The following is a 22,532-nucleotide window of genomic DNA, read 5'->3' as shown; positions in this document are numbered from 1 at the left end:
CGCCTACCCCGCGATCATCGCCGCCGCCTGTCGATACCAGGTCGCGAGATACGGCGGCACGTAGAGCCCGAGCATCAAGCCGAGGCCGAGATGAACGAACACCGGCAGCAGCGCCGGCGGATGCTCGAGCGTCGCGACGCTCGATTCGCCGAACACCATCCGCTGCACGCGCATGAAGATCGCGGCGAACGCCGCCGCGAGCGCGACGAGCAGGAACGGCGCGCTCCACGGCAGCTTCGCGATCGCCGTCGTCAGGATCAGGAATTCGCTCGCGAACACGCCGAAAGGCGGCATCCCGAGAATCGCGAGCGCGCCGAGCATCAGCCCCCAGCCGACCGTCGGACTGACCTGCAGGAGCCCGCGGATGCCGTCGATCGACTGCGTGCGCGCCTTCTGCGCCGCGTGGCCGACCGCGAAGAAGATCGCCGATTTGACGAGCGAATGCACCGTCATGTGCAGCAGCCCCGCGAACGTCGCGACCGGGCCGCCGAGGCCGAACGCGAAGGTCATGAGCCCCATGTGTTCGATCGACGAATACGAGAACAGCCGCTTCACGTCCCTTTGCCGGAACAGCGAGAACGATGCGACGAGCGCCGACGCGAGCCCGAAGCCGACGAGCAGGCGCCCCGGCAGGCCGTTGCCGAGCGCGCCGTCGGCGAGCACCTTGCAGCGCAGCACCGCGTACAGCGCGACGTTCAGCAGCAGCCCGGACAGCACCGCCGAAATCGGCGTCGGGCCTTCGGCGTGCGCGTCGGGCAGCCAGCTGTGCATCGGCACGAGCCCGACCTTGGTTCCGTAGCCGACGAGCAGGAACACGAACGCGATCGACACGATCGTCGGATCGAGCTGCGTCTTGACCGCGTTCAGGCTCGTCCACAGCAGCGCGTCGCCGCCGGCGAGCTGCCGGCCCGCCGCGAGATACAGCAGGATCGTGCCGAACAGCGCCTGCGCGATGCCCACGCCGCACAGGATGAAGTACTTCCACGCGGCCTCGAGGCTCGCCGCACTGCGGTAGACGCTCACGAGCAGCACCGTCGCGAGCGTCGCCGCCTCCATCGCGACCCACAGCACGCCGACGTTGTTCGTGAGCAGCGCGAGCAGCATCGCGAAAATGAACAGCTGGTACATGCAGTGATAGAGCCGCATCCGGGCGTCGCTCATCTTGCCGCGGTCCTGCTCGACGCGCATGTACGGATTCGAGAACAGCGACGTCGTCCAGCCGACGAACGCCGTCAGCGCGACGAGGAACACGTTGAACGGATCGACGAAGAAGAGTTCGCCCACCGCGTACATCGGCCCGTGCGCGACCGTGCGCGCGGCGAGCAAGAGCGTCGCCGCGCACGTGAGGAAACTGAAGCCGACGTTCAGCGCGCGCGCGACGTGCTGCCTGCGCACGAGCGCGAGGCATCCGCCCGCGACGAGCGGAATGCCGAGCGACGCGAGCAGCGCGAAGACGTCATTCATCTTTCAGTTTCTCGAGATGGTGGATGTCGAGGCTGTCGAACTGCTCGCGGATCTGGAACATGAACACGCCGAGGATCAGTATCCCGACGAGCACGTCGAGCCCGATCCCGAGCTCGACGATCATCGGCATTCCGTTGGTCGCCGCCGCGGCCGCGAAAAACAGGCCGTTTTCCATCGACAGGAAGCCGATCACCTGCGGAATCGCCTTCGCGCGCGTGATCATCATCATGAACGACAGCAGCACGCACGCGAGCGCGATGCCGAGCGTGCCGCGCGCGGCCGATTCGGCGAGCCGGCTGATCGGCGCCGCGACGTTGAACGCGACGATCACGAGCGCGATGCCGGCGACGAGCGTCGCCGGGATGTTGAGAAGCGGCTCGACGTCGGCCTTCACGTCGAGCCGCTGCACGAGCCGGTACAGAATCCACGGAATCAGCCCGACCTTCAGCAGCAGCGTGAGCGCGGCGGACACGTACAGGTGCGTGTCCGCCGTCACGAAGCCGAGGATCAGGTTCGCCGACACGAGCGCGACGCCTTGCAGCGTATACAGATGGATCAGCGACAAGATCCTCCGCTGGCTCAGCATCGCGAACGACAAGAGCAGCAGGATCGCCGCGAGGAAATTGATGAGCTGCGTCGCGTAGCCGTGCATCTACGCCCCCAGCAGAAAATGGACGAGCATGCCGATCACCGCGAGCAGGAACGCGGTCGCGAGAAATTCGGGCACGCGAAAGAGGCGCATTTTCGCGTTCGTCGTCTCGACCACCGCGAGGGCCGCGCCGCCGACGAGCAGCTTCACGAAGAGCGCCGGCAGCGCGAGCAGGAGCGCGAGCGGACTGCCCGCCTCGGCGATCCCCCACGGCATGAACAGCGCGAGGCCGATGCACGAATACGCGAAGAGCTTCAGGCTCGCCGCCCATTCCATCAGCGCCAGATGGCGGCCCGAATATTCGAGAATCAGCGCCTCGTGGATCATCGTCAGCTCGAGGTGCGTGGCCGGGTTGTCGACGGGCAGCCGCGCGTTCTCCGCGAGCGACACGAGCGTGAACGCGATTCCCGCGAACGCGAGGCTCGGATAGATCACGAGCTCGCGGTGGCCGAGCGCGGCGACGATGCTCGTCAAGAGCGTCGACTGCGTGATCAGCGACGCCGAGAACAGCACCATCAAGAGCGCCGGTTCCGCGAGGAAGCCGATCAGCATCTCGCGGCGCGCGCCGAGCGTGCCGAACGCGGTGCCGATATCCATCGCCGCGAGCGACAGCGCGACGCGCGCGAGCGCGAACAGGCCGACGAGCGCGATCGCATCGGCCGCGGGCGAGAGCGGCAGCTCGGTCGACAGCGTCGGCACGATCGCGCACGCGAGCGTCATCGCCGCCCAGACGACGTAAGGCGCGCCGCGAAACAGCGCACTCGCGTGCCGCGCGACGACGGATTCCTTGTTGAACAGCTTGTGCAGCATCCGGTACGGCTGCCAGATGCTCGGCGCGCGGCGGTTCTGCAGCCACGCGCGGCACTGGTCGACCCAGCCCGTCAGCAGCGGCGCGGCCGCGAGCGCGACGAGAATCTCGAGCGTCTGCGACAGGATGCCGGAGGCGGTCACCATCGTCTCACCACCGTCAGAAGCACGATCAGCACGACGAAGCTGTACGTCAGGTAGATCGCGATGCGGCCCGTCTGCAGCAATCCGGCGAGCGCCGCGACGCGATTCACGAGCGCCGCGACCGGCTCGTAGAGCAAATGCCATGTGCGATCCGCGACGCTCATCCGGTATTCCGGCCGCGAATCGAACGGCGAAGGCAGCCGCCGCTCGATCCGGAAGAACGGCGTGAAAATCTCGCGGATCGGCTGGCCGAAGCCTTCGGCCGTGTCCTGCATCCGCGCGGTCACGAACGGATGGCCGCACGACCACGGCGCCGCGCGCCTGAGCCGCCCGTGATAGAAGCGCCGCACGAGCAGCCACGCGAGCGCGCAGCACGCGAGAAAGAACAGCATGAAGAGCGCCGGCATGTAGCTCGCGCGCGCGGCCGACACGGGCGCGAACAGCAGCCAGCCGTGGTTCGTGCCGCCGATGCCCGCGCCGATCAGCGAGCGCGTCACCGCGTCGAGCACCTTCACGTACTGGACGGGCGCGAGGCCGAGCAGCACGCTCGCCGCCGCGAACCAGCAGAACGCGACGCGCTCCCACGGGCTCGCGTCGCGCGCGCGCTCGAGCTTCGGCTCGCGCGGCTGGCCGAGGAACACGATGCCGAAAAACTTGACCATCGCATAGCCGGCAAGCGCGGCCGTCAGCGCAACGAGCGCCGCGACGAGCGGCACCGTCATCCCGAGCACCGAATCGGGCAGGCCCGGCGTGAAGAGGAAGCTCTGCACCAGCAGCCACTCCGACACGAAGCCGCTCGACGGCGGCAGCCCGGCGCTCGCGGCGACGGCAACGAGCATCGCCCACGCGGTCCACGGCATGAAGCGGATCAGCCCGCCGAGCCGCCCGAGATTGCGCTCGCCCGTCGCGTGCAGCACGGCGCCCGTGCCGAGGAAGAGCAGGCTCTTGAAGCACGCGTGCGCGACGATCTGATACAGCAGCGCCGTCAGCGACAGCGCGGCGAGCGCGGGCAGACGGTAGCCGAGAAACAGGATCGTGAGGCCGAGGCTCACGCACATCAGCCCGATGTTGTCGATCGACGAATACGCGAGCAGCCGCTTCATGTCGGTCTGGATCGTGCTGAACACGACGCCGAGCAGCGCGCCGAACAGGCCGAGCGCGAGCGTCAGCACGCCCCACCACGCGGCCTGCACATGCAGCAGATCGAGCACCGTGCGCAGGATTCCGTACAGGCCGACCTTCAGCACGAAGCCGCTCAGGAGCGCGGACACGGGCGACGGCGCCGCCGGATGCGCGTCCGGCAGCCAGACGTGCAGCGGAAAGACGCCCGCCTTCGCGCCGAAGCCGGCAAGCGCGAGCAAGAACGCGGCCGACGCGGCGAGCCCGTCGAGATGCTGGACGCGCATGTTCGCGAACGTGTAGTCGCCCGTGCCCGCCTGCAGCAGGCCGAAGCACGAGAGCAGCGCGAGCGCGCCGACGTGCGAGATCAGAAAGTACAGGAACGCCGCGCGGCGGATCTCGGCGATCCGGTGATTCGTCATCACGAGGAAGGCCGCCGACAGCGTCAGCGTCTCCCACGCGACCATGAAGCAGTACGCGTCGTCCGCGACGAGGAGGAGCGCCATGCTTGCCGCGCACGCGTGGTATTCGAAGCAGATGAGCCCGGGCGCCGTGCCCTCGCCCTTGCGAAAGTAGCCGGACGAGAACGCGCCGACGCCCGCCGTCACCATGCCGAGCACGAACAGAAAGTAGGAAGACAGCGCGTCGATGCGCAGATGGAACGGCAGATCGGGCAGACCGAGCGGCAGCACGACCGTCGACGGCTCGGCGAACACGCCGGCGAATCCGATGCCCGCGAGCGCGAGCCCGGCCAGCGCGCCGAGCGGAAAGAGACCGTGAGCGACCGCACCGGTGCGACGCATGTTCGCGAGTCCGGCGCAGCCGAGCGCGAGCCACGCGAGCGCGACGAACAGCACGCATCGGAGAAGCAGGCCCTGTTCCATGTTGTTTGACTCGCGGATCGCCTAGCGTCGCGCCAACGGACGTGCCAACGAGTATGGCGAAGCGGCGCGCGCCGCGCAAGCGGCTAAAGGCCGCGCGAATGCGGCGCCGCAGCGCGCGCGGCGCGTGCCCGCGCCGCCTGTCTCCTGATCGGTTCCGGACGCCGGGCGGGATGTCATCGCAGGACCACGCAGGACCATATCGTTACAAGAGTATGATAATGTCGTTATCATCCTAGCACCATTGTCGATCTGTCACCACACGCGTCGATCCGCATTGCCTCGCTCCCCGTCGCGCCCCGCTTCGCTTCGCGCCTGTTCGGCGCTCGAACGCGAAGGTTGCCGGGCACGCGGGCGCAATGCGCAGGTTCGCCCGCCGCCACGTCACGCCATGCCAGTCGCCTACTTTCGCAGCCTCGCCGGAAAGGATCGCAATCTCGACGCCAACCGGCACCTCGGCTTTTCCCTCGCGTTCGTCGCGGGCGCCGCGAATGCCGGCGGCTTTCTCGCCGTCAAGCAGTACACGTCGCACATGAGCGGGATCGTGTCGGCGATCGCCGATCAGGCGGCGCTCGGCAACGTCGTGCTCGTGTTCGCGGGCGTTGCGTCGCTTGCGTCGTTCCTGCTCGGCGCGGCGGCGTCGGCCGTGCTCGTCAACTGGGGCCGGCGCAAGCGGCTGCACAGCCGCTATGCGTTTCCGCTGCTGCTCGAGGCGTTCCTGCTGCTGTGCTTCGGCCTTCTCGGCAGCCATCTGGCGCTCTGGCGGACGTTCTTCGTGCCTGTCACAGTCGTTCTGCTGTGCTTCATCATGGGCCTGCAGAACGCAATCATCACGAAGCTCTCGAACGCCGAGATCCGCACGACGCACATGACGGGCATCGTCACCGATCTCGGCATCGAGCTCGGCAAGCTGTTCTACTGGAATTCGACGCAGGCCGAGCCCGGCGAGCCGGACGTGTACGCGAACCGGCTGAAGCTGCGCGTGCTCGGCACGATGCTCGCGATGTTCTTCTCGGGCGGCCTCGCGGGCGCGCTCGGTTTCAAGCACATCGGCTACTCGGTGACGATCCCGCTCGCGGGTCTGCTCGTCGTGCTGGCCGGCGTCCCGATGCTCGATGACCTGCGCGAATGGGCGAGCCGGCCGGGCGGCGGCAGGCGGGCGGACTGACGGCGCATCGACGGGGTGGAGCGCGGCCCCGTGCCGGTCGGCGCGTCGGCGCGAGGCGATCGCCATTGGCGCGGCTTCGGGCGCAGCCCGTCGCAGTTGAGCGATTTCGCTTCGCGCCCCTAAACCGCCAGCGCCACCGTCCGAGCGCCGGCCATGCGGCGCGTTCGAGCCGCTCGACGAGAACCCCGGGGCGCGAAAGTGCGGTCGAGCGCCGAATTCCAGCGGGTTCAGCCAATCGGTCCAAGCCGAAGCCGAAGCCGAAGCCGAAGCCGAAGCCGAAGCCGAAGCCGGCAGCATTGTTGCGCGGGTTGCGCCCGCAATTCGTCCCGCCGAAAGCCGTCCGTCAGGCGCCGGCGCCCGCTTCAATCCCCTTGCCGCGCATCGGCTCCCGTCGCCCGGCGCACCTGCCCACTTTCCGAGCACGCACATACCATGTTAATGTTATGTGCATATACACTCCCGCGCACGAAAATGATCGATCACGCGCCGGCCCGTTCCGGCGATTGGCTCAACCGCACGCGCCCCCCGATGCGCGGCCCGACCCGGACGCACGCATGTTCGACATGCATATAGCGCTCCTAGCGCACGACTACGCGCGCCGCGTGCCGCGGGACGTAATGGGCACGCAGGGCCTCGTGATCGTCGGCGTCGGCAGGAGCGGCGAGCGCGGCTTTCAGATGCTCTACCGCTTCTCGGCCGCGTGCGAGCGCCTCGAGGCGCTCGGCACGAACGTCATCTTCGTCTACCCGAAGGAATCGGCGCGCCACGTGCTGGACCCGATCTCGGTGTCGAGCGCGCAGATCCGGCAGCGCCCCTGCCTCTTCCTCGACGACGACGGGCGCTTCTTCCGGCGGCCGTGCCCGCCCCGCTCGCTGGCGCTCGTGCATCTGAACCGCGACATGAAGCCGCTCGACACGGCGAAAATCGTCCTGCAGGATGGCGCATGGGACGGCGAGCTGCTCGCGTTCCTCGCCCGCGCGCAGGCGCGCGCGATGCACTGAGACTGAGTGCGCAGGCGCGCGAGCCGGCCGCGACGGCCCGCGTGCAACGAATCACTTGAAGGATTCCCGGTGGCACAAGCATTGATCGAGATCGGCCTGAAATGGGGGCGCTACGACGCCGCGTTCGCGGGCCAGGCGCTCGCCGGCGCGGCGGGCCGCTTCCAGAGCGACATCGTCGTCGTCGCGAACGGCCGCCGCGCGAACGCGAAGGACGTGATGTCCGTCGTCGCGCTGCGCGCGAAGCGCGGCACGCAGATGCAGATTCTGTCGAGCGGCCCGGACGAGGAAGACGCGCTTCATTCGCTCGCGTCGCTCTTGAGCGCGAACTGACGCGCGGGAGAACCGGCCGATGCAACCACGCTTTCCCGGCATGCCCGCGAACTCGTCCGGGCCGCTGTCCGCGCCGCACCGCTGCGCGCACGCGAACTCGCCCGTCGTGATCGAGACGCCGCACCTCGTGTCGCTCTGCTTCGACGATCGCGGGATGCAAAGCTGCATGTATGTCGACGGCCCGGATCTGCTCGCGCTCGGCTACACGCGCACGATGATGGGCTTTCTGTTGCTGCACTCCGAGCCGCGCCGGATCGCGATGATCGGCTTGGGCGGCGGCTCGCTCGCGAAATATCTGTACCGGCACCTGCCCGACGCGCGCATCACGTCGATCGAGATCAATCCGGACGTGATCGCGCTGCGCGACCGGTTCCGAATTCCGCCCGACGACGCGCGCTTCTCGGTGCTGTGCGCGGACGGCGCCCAATACGTCGCGTCCGCGGGCGACGCGTGCGCGGACGTGCTGATCGTCGACGGCTTCGACGCCGGCGGGCTGCCGCTCGAGCTCGGCAGCCGGCCGTTCTACGCGGACTGCCGCCGCCATCTGGCGGCGGGCGGCGTGCTGGTCGTCAATCTGCTGACCGACGATCCGCGCGTGGCCGATTGCCTCGCCGCACTGCGCGACGTGTTCGGCACCTCGGCCGCGCTCGCGCCCGCCGAGGACAGCGCGTCGAACCTGATCGTCTTCGCGTGGAAAAGCGATGCGCCGCTGCCGTCGCTCGAGACGATGATCGAGCGGGCGAACGCGCTGGCCCGCGGGCACAGCATCGATCTCGTCGAGGCGGCCGTGCGCATCGAACTGGGCGTGAGCTACGACTGGCGCCGGTTCGGCGAACCGGTCGACGCATGATACGGGCCCGGCTGCGCCGGAAATGAGGGAACGGACAAAAAATCGTCCGGAAGTCGGCATGTATTATAATTTGATTAACATACATGCCACTGTGTCCCGCCATGGAAACGAAAAGCGCCCGTCTGACCGTCCTGATCGACCCCTTCAAGAAGAAGGCGTTCGAGCAGTTGTGCGCCGCGCAGGATCTGACGCCGTCGCAGGTCGTGCGTCAGATGATTCGGGATTATCTCGAGCAGCACGGCGTGAGCTACAAGACGCGCAGCCCGGTCGCCCCGCGCGGCGCCGCGAAGCCGCAGCCGCGCCGCAAGACCACCGCCTGATTCGTGGGCGCGTGCGCGCCCGTGTCGCACCTTGTCGTGCCGTGCCGTAGAAAGCAGCAATGATACCTTGTGATGTCTGTCAGCCGCTCCTCGCCGAGCGGCATCCGGAGTCGGGCGATGTTCCGCTCGATGCGCTCGGCAAGCCGACCAAGCTGCGGCCGCTGTTTCGCAAGCCGCTCATGATCGGCAAGTTCCGCTGCCGCGCCTGCGGCGCGAACTGGATCCGCGAATCGGACGCGTCCGCGCCCGGCCAGGTTCACTGGCTCTTCCTCGGCGACGCGACGAGCATCCTCGAACCTTCCGCGCGCAAGCGCCCGCCGTCGAGCGCCGAACGCAGCGCCGCGGCCGAGCCGCACGCGCCGCCTGCCGGCGCCGAGCAGGCCGCGTGATCGTTCAGCGCGCGGCGGCGCCCGCGATCGGCACGCGCCGGATCTCCGCCAGATAGAGGATGATCAGCGACACCCAGACGATCCCGTACAGGAACATGAAGCACGTCGAGCGCACGCGAAGCAAGTCGACGAGCGCGCCGAAGATGATCGGCAGCAGGAAGCCGCCGAGCCCACCCGCGAGCCCGACGATGCCGGTGACGACGCCCATGTTGTCCGGAAAATCGTCGGCGACGTACTTGAACGTCGACGCCATCCCGAACGCGAACACGGCGCCCAACACGAACGTCAGCACGACGAACGCGGCGAGCGGAATATGGAGACGCAGCGTCGCGGTGCCGTCGACCGTGTGGATCACGAGGTCGGTCGGCGGATAGGACAGCAGGAACAGGCAAATCCACGCGACCCACAACCCCCACCATGTGACCGCGTGCGCGCCGTAGCGGTCGGCGAGCGCGCCGCCGAGCGCGCGCAGCACCGAGCCCGGCAGCGAGAAGCCCGCCGCGAACGCGGACGCGGCGACAAGCGACATTCCATAGCCGTTCTTCAGGTACTGCGGCATCCACAGCGACAGCGCCGTAAAGCCGCCGAACGTGATCGAGTAGTACTGGCAGAGCTTCCACACGCGCCGATCGCGCAGCACCCCGAACGATTCGAGCCACGAGCCCTTTTGCGCGCCCGCGCCGGGATCGGGCGCCGACGCGAACCAGAAGATCGCCGCGGTGACGAGAAGCGCGACCGCGTACACGCGCGGCACGACGCGCCAGCCGTACGCGGCGAGCAGCAGCGGCGTGACGAACAGATTGACCGCCGCGCCGGCCGTACCCGCGCCGAACACGCCCATCGCAAGCCCGCGCCGCTGTGGCGGGAAGAAGCGCGCGACGTATGGCGTGCCGACCGCGAACGACGCGCCGACGCAGCCGAGAAAGAGCCCGATCAGCAGGAACTGCCAAAGCGCGGTCGCGTAGCTGACCGCATAGACGGGCACCGCGCAGACGACGAGCAGCACCGTCATCACGATGCGCCCGCCGAAGCGGTCGGTCCATGCGCCGAGCGGCAGCCGCATCAATGCGCCCGTCAGCACGGGCGTCGACGTGAGCATCCCGAACTCGGTCGCGTTCAGATGCAAGTCTTCGCGCAGCTGGATGCCGAGCACGCCGAACATCATCCAGACGACGAAGCAGACGAGGAACGCGAACGTGCTCGCGAAAAGCACCGACCACGCGCGCGCGGGAATCGCCGGCGCATGGTCGAGCGCGCCGGAATCGTGCTGTGAGACCATGTCCGCCCTCCTTTCCCGATCAGTTCATTGAACCAGCGGGCCGTTCGCGTCGCCGAACGCGACGCCCTCGACGCGCGCGCCGCTCGCGAGAATCGTCACGTATTGCTGGATCGCCTTGTGCCGCACGCGCTCGGCGAGGAACGCGGCGATGTCGGCGGCGACCGCGTCGAACGGCACCGGATCGCCCGGCACGCGGCGCTCGATCCGCACGATGTGAAAGCCGAAGCGCGTGTTCACGAGGCGCGGCAGCACGCCGAGGTCGGGCGCATCGAACACGGCCGCCTCGAACTCCGGCGCCGAATCGCCGCGCAGCAGCTGCCCGAGGCTGCCGCCCACGCTCGCCGACGGGCAGTTCGAGAGCTCGCGCGCGAGCGCCTCGAACGTTTGCGGATCGGCGAGCACGCGCGCGAGCGTCGCTTCGGCCTCGCGGCGCAGCGGCGCGAGCGGCGTCGCGTCCGTCACCGCGAACAGGATGTGGCTCGCGTAGGCGATGTCGCGCCGGCGAAAGCGCGCCGCGTGGTTCCGGTAGTAGCGCTCGCAGTCCTCGCGCGCCGGCTGCGGCAAGTGCGTGAGCTCGCGCTCGAGCAGCGCGTCGAGCGCGTCGTCGTCGAGCGGCGCGCCTTCGGCGCAGAGGCCGAGCGCGATCGCGCGCTGCCGCAGCAGTTCGCGCACCACGAGCGCGCGCCGCGCCGCGTCGAGCGGATCGCCGGCGTCGGCATGGTGCGCGCGCTCGTCGGCGATCTCGGCCGCGCCGATCTCGACGCCGTTGACGCTCACGCGCGCATGCGCCCCCGCGTCGAGGGTTTCGTCGATCGTATTCATCAGCTGCTCGTCAACGCTTGCGCACGAGCTGGTACGGCCGGATCAGGTACGCGAGCGACGCGAACCCGCTCCAGATGTGCACCATCCGCGTGAACGGCGACACGAGGAAAATCGTGAAGCCGAGCAGGATGTGCGCGCGATACGTCCACGGCACGCCGGCGAGCAGATCCGCGACGCCCGGCCGGAACGTGACGACGCCCTTCACGTAGTCGGTCAGCACCTCGAACATCGCGCCGTCCATGTGCCGCGCGGACAGCACGACCGTGCCGAGCCCGAGCGCGAGCTGCGCCCAGAGCATCAGCACGATCAGGATGTCGGACTTGCGGCTGTTGCGGCGAATGCGCGCGTCGCCGAGCCGCCGCGCGATCAGGATCGTGAGCCCGACGATCGCGACCGCGCCCGCCGCGCCGCCGCCCACCATCGCGACGAGCTGATGCGCGGACGCCGACAGGAACGGCGACACGAGCCAGTGCGGCGCGAGAAAGCCGGCGAAGTGGCCGATCACGACGACGAGCACGCCCCAGTGGAACAGGTTGCTGCCGAGCCGCAGCGCGCCGTGCCGCAGCAACTGCGACGAATCGCTCTTCCACGTGTACTGCTCTCGATCGAAGCGGATCAGGCTGCCGATCAGCAGCACCGCGAGACAGAGGTACGGATAGAGGCCGAACAGAAACGTATTCAAGTAATCGCTCATGGGCTTCTCCTGATCTTTCGCCGGGTACTTTCGCCGGGTACTTCGTTGATCCTGCGCCAGGGCCTTGCGCCGCCCGCCCGCGCCGCCGGCCTTCGCATCGTCGCGCCGTCGGCCAGACGGCCGCGCGCGGCCCGTTGCGCGACCTGGGGAAACACTGATTCAATCGCTCGCAGCGCCGCAAACCCTTGTCGGGCCATGCTCAGTAGCGCGAATCCGGCCTTTGATCAGCGTTTCCCTAGCGGCCCGGCCGCTTGTCGTAAAACCGCACGGGCTCCGCCGCGCCCGGCGTCTCCGCGCCGACGAAGCGAACCGGTTCGTCCGCGTAGTCGGCGTCGAGCGCGCGGTGATCGACTGCCGTGTGCGCATCGTCGTCCGGCGACTCGGGCACGTCCGCCCGCCCCTTGCCCGCGAGCGACAACAGCGCGCCGATCGCGAAGCCGTAATGGCTGCCGCGCTTCGCGAGCGCCGTTGCCAGCGCCTGCAGAATCTCGGCCGTCTCCTCGAGCAGATTGCGCGCGTCGCGCTCCGGCAGCCGCGACAGATATTCGAGGAACACCGGCAGATAATCGGGCAACTCGTGCGCGCTCAGATAGAGCCCGTGCCGCTCGTACATCTGCAGCAGATCGACCATCGCCTGGCCCCGGTCGCGCGATTCGCCGTGCACGTGCTCAAACAGATGCAGCGACGTCGCGCGGCCGCGATCGAAGAGCGCGACGTAGTTCTCCTGCAGCGTCAGCAAGTCGCGCTCGCCGAGATACGCGACAAGGCGCGCGAGCCCCGCGCGCGCGCCGTTCGTCAATCCCTTCGCGTCGCGCAGGCACGCGTCGATCGAAGGCAGCGCGTCGACGAGCGCGTCGCCCGGATAATCGAGCAGCGCCGACAGCGCCGCGTACACCGCGCCGCGCGGCTCGAGCGGTGCGTCGCTCATCGCTCCACCTCCTTGATCGGAATCGTCCGCTGGCCTTTCTTCATGCCGAACAGGCTCGCCTCCGACGTGCCGCCCGAGCAGCCGTTGCCGAACGAGAAGCCGCACGACGCGCGCAGATCGAACGCGTCCTCCGCGTATTCGCGATGGGTCGTCGGGATCACGAAGCGATCCTCGTAGTTCGCGATCGCGAGATAGCGATACATCTCGTCGACCTGCGCGATCGACAGGCTCGCCTGCTTCAGCACGCCCGGCGCGTCGACGCGATCGACATGCCGCGCGCGCATGAACGCGCGCATCGCGAGCAGCCGCTCGAGCGCGAGCTTCACCGGCGCTTCGTCGCCCGCCGTCAACAGGTTCGCGAGATAGCGCAGCGGAATGCGCAGCGATTCGACGTCGGGCAAATAGCCGTTCATCCCGAGCGTGCCGCTGTTCGCGGCCGCGTTGATCGGCGACAGCGGCGGCACGTACCAGACCATCGGCAGCGTCCGGTACTCCGGATGCAGCGGGAACGCGATCTTCCAGTCGATCGCCATCTTGTAGACGGGCGAGCGCCTCGCCGCGTCGAGCCACGCGGCCGGCACGCCGTCGCGCTCCGCCTGAGCGGCGATCGCCGGATCGTTCGGATCGAGAAAGAGCGACAGTTGCGCACCGTACAGATCCGTTTCCCGCTCGACGCTCGCCGCGTCGCCGATGCGATCCGCGTCGTACAGCAGCACGCCGAGATAGCGAATGCGGCCGACGCAGGTCTCCGAGCACACGGTGGGCTGCCCCGCCTCGATGCGCGGATAGCAGAAGATGCATTTCTCCGCCTTGCCGCTTTGCCAGTTGTAGTAGATCTTCTTGTACGGACAGCCGGACACGCACATTCGCCAGCCGCGGCACTTGTCCTGATCGATCAGCACGATGCCGTCTTCCTCGCGCTTGTAGATCGAGCCCGACGGGCACGCGGCGACGCACGCCGGATTCAGGCAGTGCTCGCACAGCCGCGGCAAGTACATCATGAACGTGTTCTCGAACTGTCCGTAGATGTCCTTCTGAACGTGATCGAAGTTGTAGTCCTTCGAGCGCTTTTCGAATTCGCCGCCGAGAATCTCCTCCCAGTTCGGCCCCCACTCGATCTTCTCGAGCCGCTCGCCGCTCACGAGCGAGCGCGGCCGCGCGACAGGCATCGCGCGCGCGTCGCCCGCTTCCTGCAGATGCGCGTAGTCGAACGTGAACGGCTCGTAGTAATCGTCGATCTCCGGCAGATGCGGATTCGCGAAGATCTGCGCGAGCAGCCGCCACTTGCCGCCGAGGCGCGGCTCGATCCTGCCGTCCGCGCGCCGCTTCCAGCCGCCGCGCCAACGCTCCTGGTTCTCCCAGTCCTTCGGATAGCCGATGCCCGGCTTCGTCTCGACGTTGTTGAACCACGCGTACTCCATCCCTTCGCGGCTCGTCCACACGTTCTTGCACGTGACCGAGCACGTGTGGCAGCCGATGCACTTGTCGAGATTGAGCACCATTGCGATCTGCGCGCGGATTTTCATCGCGTTTCTCCTGCGTCGGCATTGCGTGCGGCCGGCTCACCCGGAGCAGCGGGTGCGGCCGACGGTGCGGCGGCCGCGCCGCCTGCGCGCGCGCGTTCGCTTTCGTTTTCGTTTTCGTCGTCGAGCCAGTCGATCCGTTTCATCTTGCGCACGATCAGGAACTCGTCGCGATTCGAGCCGACGGTGCCGTAATAATTGAAGCCGTACGACAGCTGCGCGTAGCCGCCGATCATGTGCGTCGGCTTCAGCGACACGCGCGTGACCGAGTTGTGGATGCCGCCGCGCGTGCCGGTGATCTCCGAGCCCGGCGTGTTCACGATCTTCTCCTGCGCGTGATACATCATCACCATCCCGCGCGGCACGCGCTGGCTCACGACGGCGCGCGCGCACAGCGCGCCGTTCGCGTTGTAGCACTCGATCCAGTCGTTGTCGGCGACGCCGATCGTCTGCGCGTCGCGCTCCGACATCCAGACGATCGGCCCGCCGCGCGAGAGCGTCAGCATCAGCAGGTTGTCCGTGTACGTGCTGTGGATGCCCCACTTCTGATGCGGCGTGATGAAGTTCAGCACGATCTCGGGATTGCCGTTCGAGCGCTGGCCGACCATGTGCGCGTAGCTGCCGGTATCGACGGGCGGCTTGTATGCGCAGAGCGACTCGCCGAACGCGCGCATCCACGGATGATCCTGATAGAGCTGCTGCCGCCCGCTCAGCGTGCGCCACGGCACGAGCTCGTGCACGTTCACGTAGCCCGCGTTGTACGACACGTGCTCGGATTCGATTCCGCTCCACGTCGGCGACGAGATGATCTTGCGCGGCTGCGCCTGGATGTCGCGAAAGCGGACTTTCTCGTCCTCACGCGCATGCGCGAGATGCGCGTGCTCGATGCCGGTGACGCGCGAGAGCGCCTGCCACGCCCTCACCGCGACCGCGCCGTTCGTCTCCGGCGCGAGCGCGAGGATCACCTCGGCCGCGTCGAGCGCGCTGTCGATCCGCGGGCGGCCTTGCGCGCAGCCGTCCTCGGTCACGCGATAGTTGAGCGCGCCGAGCAGCGCGACCTCGTCCTTCGTATCCCAGCCGATGCCCTTGCCGCCGTTGCCGAGCCGGTCCATCAGCGGCCCGAGCGACGTGAACTTGCGGTACGTGCTCGGATAGTCGCGATCGACGACGGTCACGGCCGGCATCGTCCTGCCGGGAACCGCGTCGCATTCGCCGCGCTTCCAGTCGCGCACGTCGAACGGCTGCGCGAGCTCCGCCGGGCTGTCGTGCGCGATCGGCGAAAGCACGATGTCGCGCTCGACCCCGAGGTGGCCGTCGGCCAGCTCCGAGAAGCGCTTCGCGATGCCCTTGAAGATCTCCCAGTCGCTCTTCGACTGCCACGCCGGATCGACCGCCGCCGACAGCGGATGGATGAACGGATGCATGTCCGACGTGTTCATGTCGTCCTTCTCGTACCACGTGGCGGTCGGCAGCACGACGTCGGAGTACATGCAGGTCGTCGACATCCGGAAGTCGAGCGTGACGAGCAGATCGAGCTTGCCGCGCGGCGCCTGCGCGCGCCACGTCACTTCCTCGGGGCGCGCGCCTTCGCCTTCGCGGATCTCGTCGCCCTGCACGCCGTGCGTCGTGCCGAGCAGGTGCTTCAGGAAATATTCGTGGCCCTTGCCCGACGAGCCGAGCAGGTTCGAGCGCCACACGAACAGGTTGCGCGGGAAGTTCTCGGGCGCGTCGGGGTCCTCGCACGCCATCCTCAGCTCGCCCGACGCGAGCCGCCGCGCGATCTCCGCGCCCGCGTGCGCGGGATCGGCGATGTCCGCGCCGACGCGCAGCGGATTCGCGGCGAGCTGCGGCGCGGACGGCAGCCAGCCCATCCGCTCGGCGCGCACGTTGTAGTCGATCGGCGCGCCGTGGAAGCGGCTCTTGTCGGCGAGCGGCGACAAGAGCGCGGCCGGGTCCATCGGGTCGTAGCGCCACTGGTCGGTGTGCGCGTAGAAGAACGATGTCGAATTCATCTGCCTGGGCGGCCGGTGCCAGTCGAGCGCGAACGCAAGCGCGGTCCAGCCGGTCTGCGGCCGCAGCTTTTCCTGGCCGACGTAGTGTGACCAGCCGCCGCCCGATTTGCCGATGCAGCCGCACATGATCAGCATGTTGATGATCGCGCGGTACGTCATGTCCATGTGGAACCAGTGGTTGATCCCCGCGCCGACGATCACCATCGATTTGCCCTGCGTCTTGTGCGCGTTTTCCGCGAACTGCCGCGCGACGGCGATCGCGTCGCCGCGCTTCACGCCGGTGATCGCCTCCTGCCACGCGGGCGTGTACGGCACGTCGTCGTCATAGGTCTTCGCGACGTCGCGGCCGCCCAGGCCCTGATCGATTCCGTAGTTCGCGACGAACAGGTCATAGACGGTCGCGACGAGCATCTCGCCGTTTGGCGTCGCGACGCGCCGCGCGCCGATCTTGCGCGACAGCTCGGACGGATGCGCGGTGTGATCGAAATGCGCGTGCGGCTGGTTGCCGAAGTACGGAAACAGCACGTCGACGACTTCGTCATGCGCTTTCGCGAGCGACAGCCGCGGCGCGAGCGCGTCGCCCGCCGACGTCTCGGCCTTCAGGTTCCACTTGCCGCGATCGCCGCCGTCCTGCTGCGCCCAGCGAAAGCCGATCGAGCCGACCGGCACGACGAACTCGCCCGTCGCGTCGTCGATCATCACGGTCTTCCATTCCGGACGCCCGGTTTCGCCGAGCGCGCCGCCGAAGTCGGACGCGCGCACGAGCCGCTCGGGCACGTAGCCCGCGCCATGCGGCACGAGCCGCACGACGCACGGCATATCCGTGTAGCGGCGGCAATAATCGGAGAAATAGTCGCTCGCCCCGTCGACGTGGAATTCCTTCAGGATCACGTGCCCCATCGCGAGCGCGAGCGCCGCGTCGGTGCCCTGCTTCGGATGCAGCCACAGGTCGCCGAACTTCGCGCCTTCGGCGTAATCGGGGAACACCGACACGATCTTCGTGCCCCGGTAACGCGCCTCGACGAGGAAGTGCGCGTCGGGCGTGCGCGTCTGCGGGACATTGGAGCCCCACATCATGATGAAGGTCGAGTTGTACCAGTCGGCGGACTCGGGCACGTCGGTCTGCTCGCCCCACGTCTGCGGCGACGCGGGCGGCAGGTCGCAATACCAGTCGTAGAAGCTCAGGCACACGCCGCCCACCAGCGACAGATAGCGCGAGCCCGCCGCGTACGACACCATCGACATCGCCGGGATCGGCGAGAAGCCGACGACGCGGTCCGGCCCGTGGCGGGCTATCGTATGAACATTCGCCGCCGCGACGATCTCGTTGACTTCGTCCCACGTCGCGCGCACGAAGCCGCCGAGGCCGCGGCGGCTCTGATAGGCGCGCCGCGCGTCTTCGTCGTCGACGATCGAGCGCCACGCGTCGACGGGCGCCATCGTGCGGCGCCGCGCGCGCCACAGCTTGACGAGCGCGCTGCGCACGAGCGGGTACTTGAGCCGGTTCGCGCTGTACAGGTACCACGAGTACGACGCGCCGCGCGAGCAGCCGCGCGGCTCGTGGTTCGGCATGTCCGCTCGCGTGCGCGGATAGTCGGTCTGCTGCGTCTCCCACGTGACGATGCCGCCCTTCACGTAGACCTTCCACGAGCACGAGCCGGTGCAGTTCACGCCGTGCGTCGAACGGACGATCTTGTCGTGCTGCCAGCGCTGCCGGTAGCCCTCTTCCCACTTCCGGTCCTCGTCGGTGACCGCGCCGTGCCCGTCGGAAAACTGTGGGCGGGCCGTCGTGAAAAAGCGCAGCCTGTCCAGGAAATGGCTCATGGCGATCCTTGTGGGGGAGTGAGGCGCACGGTTTTGAATCTAGCAACGGCCTTCCGCAAAGTAAAGGTAACGTAACCAATCGCGGCCGCCGTCGCGCCCGCGCGGAGCGCGCGCCGCCGCCGGCCGGGGCGGCGCGCCGCGGCGCCGGCCGGGCATTTGCGCCGATCGGGCCGGCGCCGGCATCCGATGCAAAATCGGCCGGGCGCCGCCATTGCGCGGCCGAATCCGCCGACGCGGCAGCGAAATAATCGGTAACGGAAAACTCGCGCCGCACGCCATTCGAATGATCGCCAAGACATGGAAAATGCCGATGGCGAGGTCTCGCCGAATATCGGTGAAATCGATGACGCGCGCCTGGCGGCGCAAAAAATGCCGATCGCGCGCGCGGCGCATTCTTGCCCGTCGCGCGGATGCCGCACCGCACGATGCGATGCGCGGCTCGCGGACGTTGACGGCGGCCCGCGCGCGCGTGTCGAGTCCGCGCGGCTGTGCCGGGTGGGAACCGATTGCCTCGCGGCGCAATATTTGAAAGAATTCGGCACGCGGCGCCTCCGCGTTGTCGCATTGCCGAAAATGACGGGAATCACGCAAAATATCGGCATTCCAATACCCGCCGCGTATCGAGCGCATTCGCTCGATGCCCCCCAACCAGCAACACCGGCATAACGAAGCATAGGTATGAATTCATGACCGCCAGCGGGTTCAGCCCTGGCGCATCGCGCGATGCGTCCCGCACCGACCGGCGCGCCGCGCTCGTGGCCGTGGCCGTCGCCGCGCTGGGCATCGCCGCGTCGTACGGCGTCGCGCGCCTCGTGCTGCAGCAGGAGCGCGACGCCGCGCAGGCCCGTTTCGAGCGCCGCGCCGCACATGTGACGACAACCCTGCGCCAGGAGCTGCTGACCGCCACGACGGTGCTGCGCGGCGCGCGCGGCATGCTCGGCTCGAACGCGTCGCCCGCCGCCGGCGGCTGGGCGAACTATCAGGCGCAGCTCGATCTCGACCGTGCGCGCTCGCCGATCCGCTCGCTTGGCTTCATCGACGCGAAAGCGATCGTCGGCGCCGCGCAAGCGAGCGTCGATCCGCAGGCGCGCGCCGCGCTGCTGCGCGCGGCCGACTCCGGCCTCGCGACGCTCGACGCCCATGCGGCGCCGGCCGACGGCACGTACGCGCCGGACAACGGCGCCGGCACGCTCGCGCTCTACCTGCCCGTCTACGCCGCGAACGAAGCGCTGCCCGCCGCGGAGCGCCGCCGCGCCGACACGTCGGGCTTCTTGGTCGCGACGCTCGATCCGCGGCGGCTCGTCGAGCTGTCGACGTCGAACGATCGCGACATCGACCTGCGCCTGACGGCGGGCGAGCGCGGCGCGCTCGTCTACACGACCGATCGCGACGACGCCGGCGCGGACTCGTCGCATCCGCCGCTCACGCGAGCGGACCCGCTCAATTTCGGCGGCACGCCGCTCACCCTCGCCTACAAGACCGAGAACCGCTGGGCGGCGATCCGCTCGAACGCCGTCGCGACCACGGTGCTCGTCGCCGGCGCGGCCACCTCCGCGCTGTTCGCGGTGCTCGCGTATCTGCTCGTCGGCCGGCTCGGCGCGCGCAGCGAATACGCCGACGACAGCCCGCTCAACGAAGCGCGGATGATGGGCATCATCCGCTCGTCGATGGAAGCGATCATCACGGTGGACGACAGGCAGACCATCGTGATCTTCAATCCGGCCGCCGAGCGCGTGTTCGGTGTGTCCGCGATGGATGCGATCGGCTCGTCGCTGTCGCGCTTCATCCCCGAGCGCTTTCGCCCGGCGCACGCGAAGCACGTCGAGCAGTTCGGCGTGACGGGCGTGTCCGAGCGGCAGATGGGCCGCCAGCGCGTGCTGTTCGGGCTGCGCGAGAACGGCGAGGAGTTTCCGATCGAGGCGTCGATCTCGCAGATCCGCGACGGCTCCGGCAAGCTGTACACGGTGATGCTGCGCGACGTCACCGAGCGCGTGCGCGCCGAGAATGCGCTGCGCCAGTCGCGCGAGGAGCTGCGCGAGCTGTCCGCGAACCTGCAGAACGTGCGCGAGGAGGAGAAGACGCGAATCGCGCGCGAGCTGCACGACGATCTCGGTCAGCAGCTCACCGCGCTCAAGATGGACGTATCGGCAATCGCGATCGCACTCGCCCGCCATCGCGAGGAGCAAGCCGACGCGCAGCCGATCGCGGCCGTCGAGCAGCAGTTGCAAGGGATGCGGCGGCTCATCGATTCGACGGTTGCGTCGGTGCGGCGCATCGCGGCCGACCTGCGGCCCGTGATGCTCGACGATCTCGGTCTCGTGCCCGCGATCGAATGGCTCGCAAACGATTTCACGAATCGCTACGGGATCGACGTCGAGCGCCGGCTCGACACGGCCGACACGCGCTTCACGAACGCCGGCGCGACGACGCTGTTCCGGATCGTCCAGGAGGCGCTCACCAACGTCGCGCGCCACGCGGACGCGTCCCGCGTGGACCTCACGCTCGCGATCGACCAGGACTTGTGCCTGCTGCAGATCAAGGATGACGGCCGCGGCGTGCAGCCCGGCGAGCGTCGCGACAGGCACGGCGACAAGTCGTTCGGGCTCATCGGCATCCGCGAGCGCGCGCACATGCTGAGCGGCACCGTCACGATCGATTCCGTGCCCGGACAGGGCTTCTCGATCAAGGTCACGCTGCCGCTCGCGGCGATCCGGCAACAGGACGCGCTCCTATGATCAAGGTCTTGATCGCGGACGATCACGCGCTCGTGCGCGACGGCCTGCGTCACATTCTCGGCAGCGCGACGGGCTTCGAGGTCGTCGGCGAGGCGTGCGACGGCATCTCGACCATCGAGCTGATGCGCTCGGCCGACGCGCAGGTGCTGGTGCTCGACCTGTCGATGCCGGGCCGCAACGGCATCGATCTCATCAAGCAGATCAAGGAGGAAAAGCCCGCGCTGCGCATCCTCGTGCTGACGATGCATGCGGAGCAGCAATACGCGTCGCGCGCGTTTCGCGCGGGCGCGTCCGGGTACATGACGAAGGAAAGCGCGAGCGCGGAGCTCGTCGGCGCGCTGACGAAGATCGCGGCGGGCGGCGTCTACGTGTGCCTCGCGATGGCCGAGCGGCTCGCGCAGAGCCTGAACGAGCCCGTCGAATCGCTGCCGCACCAGCGCTTGTCGGACCGCGAGTTCGACGTGTTCCGCCGGATCGCCGCCGGCGAGACGATCACCGAGATCGCGCAGGCGCTCGACGTGAGCGCGAAGACGGTCAGCACCTACAAGGCGCGCATCCTCGAGAAGATGCAGATGCCGCACGATGCGGCGCTCGTGCGCTACGCGCTGCGGCACAAGCTGTTCGACGACAGCGACGAAGTCTGATCGAGCGCGTCGCCGCGGGCGGGCCGCGCGCGCCTGCGCCGCTCGCTCGTTCGTTCGTGCGCTTCCCGGCCCGCCTGCCGGCCGCGGGTTCGCCGCTTGCGTTCGCCCGCTATCGTCCTTACCGGGCGGCGCTCGTCGCCCGTGGCTGACCGATTCCGCCCGATTCCGCCCGATTCGAATCGATTTGGCCCGATCTCGCCTGCCGTTGCGGCGGCGGCGCGCTTTCCACGAGCCGCCGCTCGACAACTCGACCGCTCGCCGCCCCGCGCCCTCCGCGCGATGCGCCACGGCCGGGCCGGCCGTGCCCTCGACGCCGGCCCCCTGAGCGCGCCGTTTCCGCCGCACGTTCCGCCTCCACCGCCCCGCGCCCCGGCGCCTGTCCGCATCCGCGCAATCCCTCGTAGGAATATCCCTACGTCGAACCCGCCATTGCCTACCCCATTTTCACCCGGCGCTGATTTCGCGCCGCGCCCGGGCCGACCATACTGCCGGTCATGGATGCACGCGAGTCAACTCCTCCGCTGAGAGTCTTTCTCGCCGACTACGCGGCCCCGGTCAGAGATCGCCTTACGTCGCTGTTCGAGACGATCCTCGGGGTCGAGGTGGTCGGCGAGGCCGAGGACGCTCCGGCCGCGCTCGCGGGCATTCTCGAAACGGGCGCCGACGTCGCCGTCATCGAGCTGAGACTGACGGGCGGCAGCGGACTCGAGTTGATTTCGGCGCTGACGCGCGCCGCTCCGAAGGTGGTCAAGATCGTGCTGACCAACCTGTCCGGACCGGCATTTCGCGCGGCATGCAGCGACGCGGGAGCGGATTTCTTCTTCGACAAGACCGCCGACGTCGACGCCGCCTGCCGCACCGTGAGGACCCTGGCCAGCGCGCGTCGACCGCACGCAGCCGAATGACAGGAGCAGATCATGTTGCAAGCGCAAACGCAGAACGCCTTGAC

At 68.4% G+C, this 22,532-nt stretch carries 20 protein-coding genes; 10 read left to right on the top strand and 10 right to left on the bottom strand.

The features are described 5' to 3' along the window. Window positions 1-3: 3 nt before the first annotated feature. From WS78_RS24050 to hyfB, 4 genes are read right to left on the bottom strand one after another with little or no spacing between them, the layout of a single operon-like run. The gene (locus tag WS78_RS24050; protein ID WP_038745369.1) at window positions 4-1,464 is read right to left on the bottom strand and encodes a hydrogenase 4 subunit F; all 1,461 of its coding nucleotides are present in this window, start codon (window positions 1,462-1,464) and stop codon (window positions 4-6) included. Then, complete coding sequence (locus tag WS78_RS24045) at window positions 1,457-2,116, bottom strand: formate hydrogenlyase (RefSeq protein WP_038745372.1); 660 nt, start codon at window positions 2,114-2,116, stop codon at window positions 1,457-1,459. The genes WS78_RS24050 and WS78_RS24045 overlap by 8 nt, the downstream gene beginning before the upstream one ends. Next, window positions 2,117-3,067 carry a respiratory chain complex I subunit 1 family protein gene (locus WS78_RS24040; protein WP_038745375.1) on the bottom strand — a complete coding sequence of 317 codons (951 nt, stop codon included), beginning with the start codon at window positions 3,065-3,067 and terminating at the stop codon, window positions 2,117-2,119. After that, window positions 3,061-5,067: a hydrogenase 4 subunit B gene (gene hyfB / locus WS78_RS24035; protein WP_059581941.1), complete on the bottom strand. Its 2,007-nt coding sequence runs from the start codon at window positions 5,065-5,067 to the stop codon at window positions 3,061-3,063. Before hyfB ends, WS78_RS24040 begins: the two co-directional genes overlap by 7 nt. Window positions 5,068-5,455: 388 nt before the next feature. Between hyfB and WS78_RS24030 the strand changes: the two genes are divergently transcribed. The 6 genes from WS78_RS24030 to WS78_RS24005 all read left to right on the top strand — a co-directional run bounded on the left by WS78_RS24030 (window position 5,456) and on the right by WS78_RS24005 (window position 9,122). After that, window positions 5,456-6,232 (top strand): YoaK family protein, encoded by a 777-nt coding sequence (locus WS78_RS24030; protein WP_059581946.1) that lies wholly within the window; start codon window positions 5,456-5,458, stop codon window positions 6,230-6,232. A gap of 554 nt (window positions 6,233-6,786) precedes the next feature. Next, complete coding sequence (locus WS78_RS24025) at window positions 6,787-7,233, top strand: hypothetical protein (RefSeq protein ID WP_059581950.1); 447 nt, start codon at window positions 6,787-6,789, stop codon at window positions 7,231-7,233. Window positions 7,234-7,302: 69 nt separating this feature from the next. Then, window positions 7,303-7,563, top strand: coding sequence for an HPr family phosphocarrier protein (locus WS78_RS24020; protein ID WP_059581955.1), 261 nt, complete (start codon window positions 7,303-7,305; stop codon window positions 7,561-7,563). Between the two features lie 40 nt (window positions 7,564-7,603). After that, a complete protein-coding gene (locus tag WS78_RS24015) occupies window positions 7,604-8,413 on the top strand; it encodes a spermine/spermidine synthase domain-containing protein (protein ID WP_052145027.1) in 810 nt (269 codons plus the stop codon). Between the two features lie 101 nt (window positions 8,414-8,514). Further along, window positions 8,515-8,733, top strand: a complete 219-nt coding sequence (locus WS78_RS24010) for a ribbon-helix-helix protein, CopG family (protein ID WP_059581960.1) — start codon at window positions 8,515-8,517, stop codon at window positions 8,731-8,733. Between the two features lie 59 nt (window positions 8,734-8,792). Beyond that, window positions 8,793-9,122: a hypothetical protein gene (locus tag WS78_RS24005; RefSeq protein ID WP_038745394.1), complete on the top strand. Its 330-nt coding sequence runs from the start codon at window positions 8,793-8,795 to the stop codon at window positions 9,120-9,122. 4 nt (window positions 9,123-9,126) lie between these two features. On the opposite strand, the gene WS78_RS24000 is transcribed toward WS78_RS24005, so the two are convergent. From WS78_RS24000 to WS78_RS23975, 6 genes are all read right to left on the bottom strand, one after another. Then, a complete protein-coding gene (locus WS78_RS24000; protein ID WP_038745396.1) occupies window positions 9,127-10,401 on the bottom strand; it encodes an MFS transporter in 1,275 nt (424 codons plus the stop codon). Between the two features lie 24 nt (window positions 10,402-10,425). Then, window positions 10,426-11,223 (bottom strand): peptidylprolyl isomerase, encoded by a 798-nt coding sequence (locus WS78_RS23995; RefSeq protein ID WP_038745399.1) that lies wholly within the window; start codon window positions 11,221-11,223, stop codon window positions 10,426-10,428. A gap of 10 nt (window positions 11,224-11,233) precedes the next feature. After that, window positions 11,234-11,917 carry a respiratory nitrate reductase subunit gamma gene (gene narI / locus WS78_RS23990; protein WP_038745402.1) on the bottom strand — a complete coding sequence of 228 codons (684 nt, stop codon included), beginning with the start codon at window positions 11,915-11,917 and terminating at the stop codon, window positions 11,234-11,236. A 235-nt stretch (window positions 11,918-12,152) separates the two neighbouring features. Next, window positions 12,153-12,845, bottom strand: a complete 693-nt coding sequence (narJ, locus tag WS78_RS23985; RefSeq protein WP_038745404.1) for a nitrate reductase molybdenum cofactor assembly chaperone — start codon at window positions 12,843-12,845, stop codon at window positions 12,153-12,155. Then, window positions 12,842-14,371, bottom strand: coding sequence for a nitrate reductase subunit beta (gene narH / locus WS78_RS23980; RefSeq protein ID WP_038745407.1), 1,530 nt, complete (start codon window positions 14,369-14,371; stop codon window positions 12,842-12,844). Before narH ends, narJ begins: the two co-directional genes overlap by 4 nt. Next, entirely contained in the window at window positions 14,368-18,204 is a 3,837-nt protein-coding gene (locus WS78_RS23975) for a nitrate reductase subunit alpha (protein WP_059581964.1), read from the bottom strand. The genes narH and WS78_RS23975 overlap by 4 nt, the downstream gene beginning before the upstream one ends. A gap of 297 nt (window positions 18,205-18,501) precedes the next feature. Between WS78_RS23975 and WS78_RS37245 the strand changes: the two genes are divergently transcribed. The 4 genes from WS78_RS37245 (at window position 18,502) to WS78_RS23960 (ending at window position 22,488) form a co-directional block, all read left to right on the top strand. Continuing rightward, window positions 18,502-18,870 carry a hypothetical protein gene (locus tag WS78_RS37245; RefSeq protein ID WP_197419494.1) on the top strand — a complete coding sequence of 123 codons (369 nt, stop codon included), beginning with the start codon at window positions 18,502-18,504 and terminating at the stop codon, window positions 18,868-18,870. Window positions 18,871-18,890: 20 nt separating this feature from the next. Next, on the top strand, window positions 18,891-20,939 hold the full coding sequence (locus WS78_RS23970; protein ID WP_059581973.1) for a PAS domain S-box protein: 2,049 nt from the start codon (window positions 18,891-18,893) through the stop codon (window positions 20,937-20,939). Then, the gene (locus WS78_RS23965; protein WP_059581978.1) at window positions 20,936-21,583 is read left to right on the top strand and encodes a response regulator; all 648 of its coding nucleotides are present in this window, start codon (window positions 20,936-20,938) and stop codon (window positions 21,581-21,583) included. The genes WS78_RS23970 and WS78_RS23965 overlap by 4 nt, the downstream gene beginning before the upstream one ends. Window positions 21,584-22,077: 494 nt before the next feature. Continuing rightward, window positions 22,078-22,488, top strand: a complete 411-nt coding sequence (locus WS78_RS23960) for a response regulator (protein WP_038745415.1) — start codon at window positions 22,078-22,080, stop codon at window positions 22,486-22,488. Window positions 22,489-22,532 lie beyond the last annotated feature (44 nt).

The sequence above is a fragment of the Burkholderia savannae genome, from assembly GCF_001524445.2.
GTDB classification, from domain to species: domain Bacteria; phylum Pseudomonadota; class Gammaproteobacteria; order Burkholderiales; family Burkholderiaceae; genus Burkholderia; species Burkholderia savannae.
The sequence above is the reverse complement of the archived record's forward strand: the minus strand, read 5'-3'. Positions and strand labels throughout refer to the sequence as shown.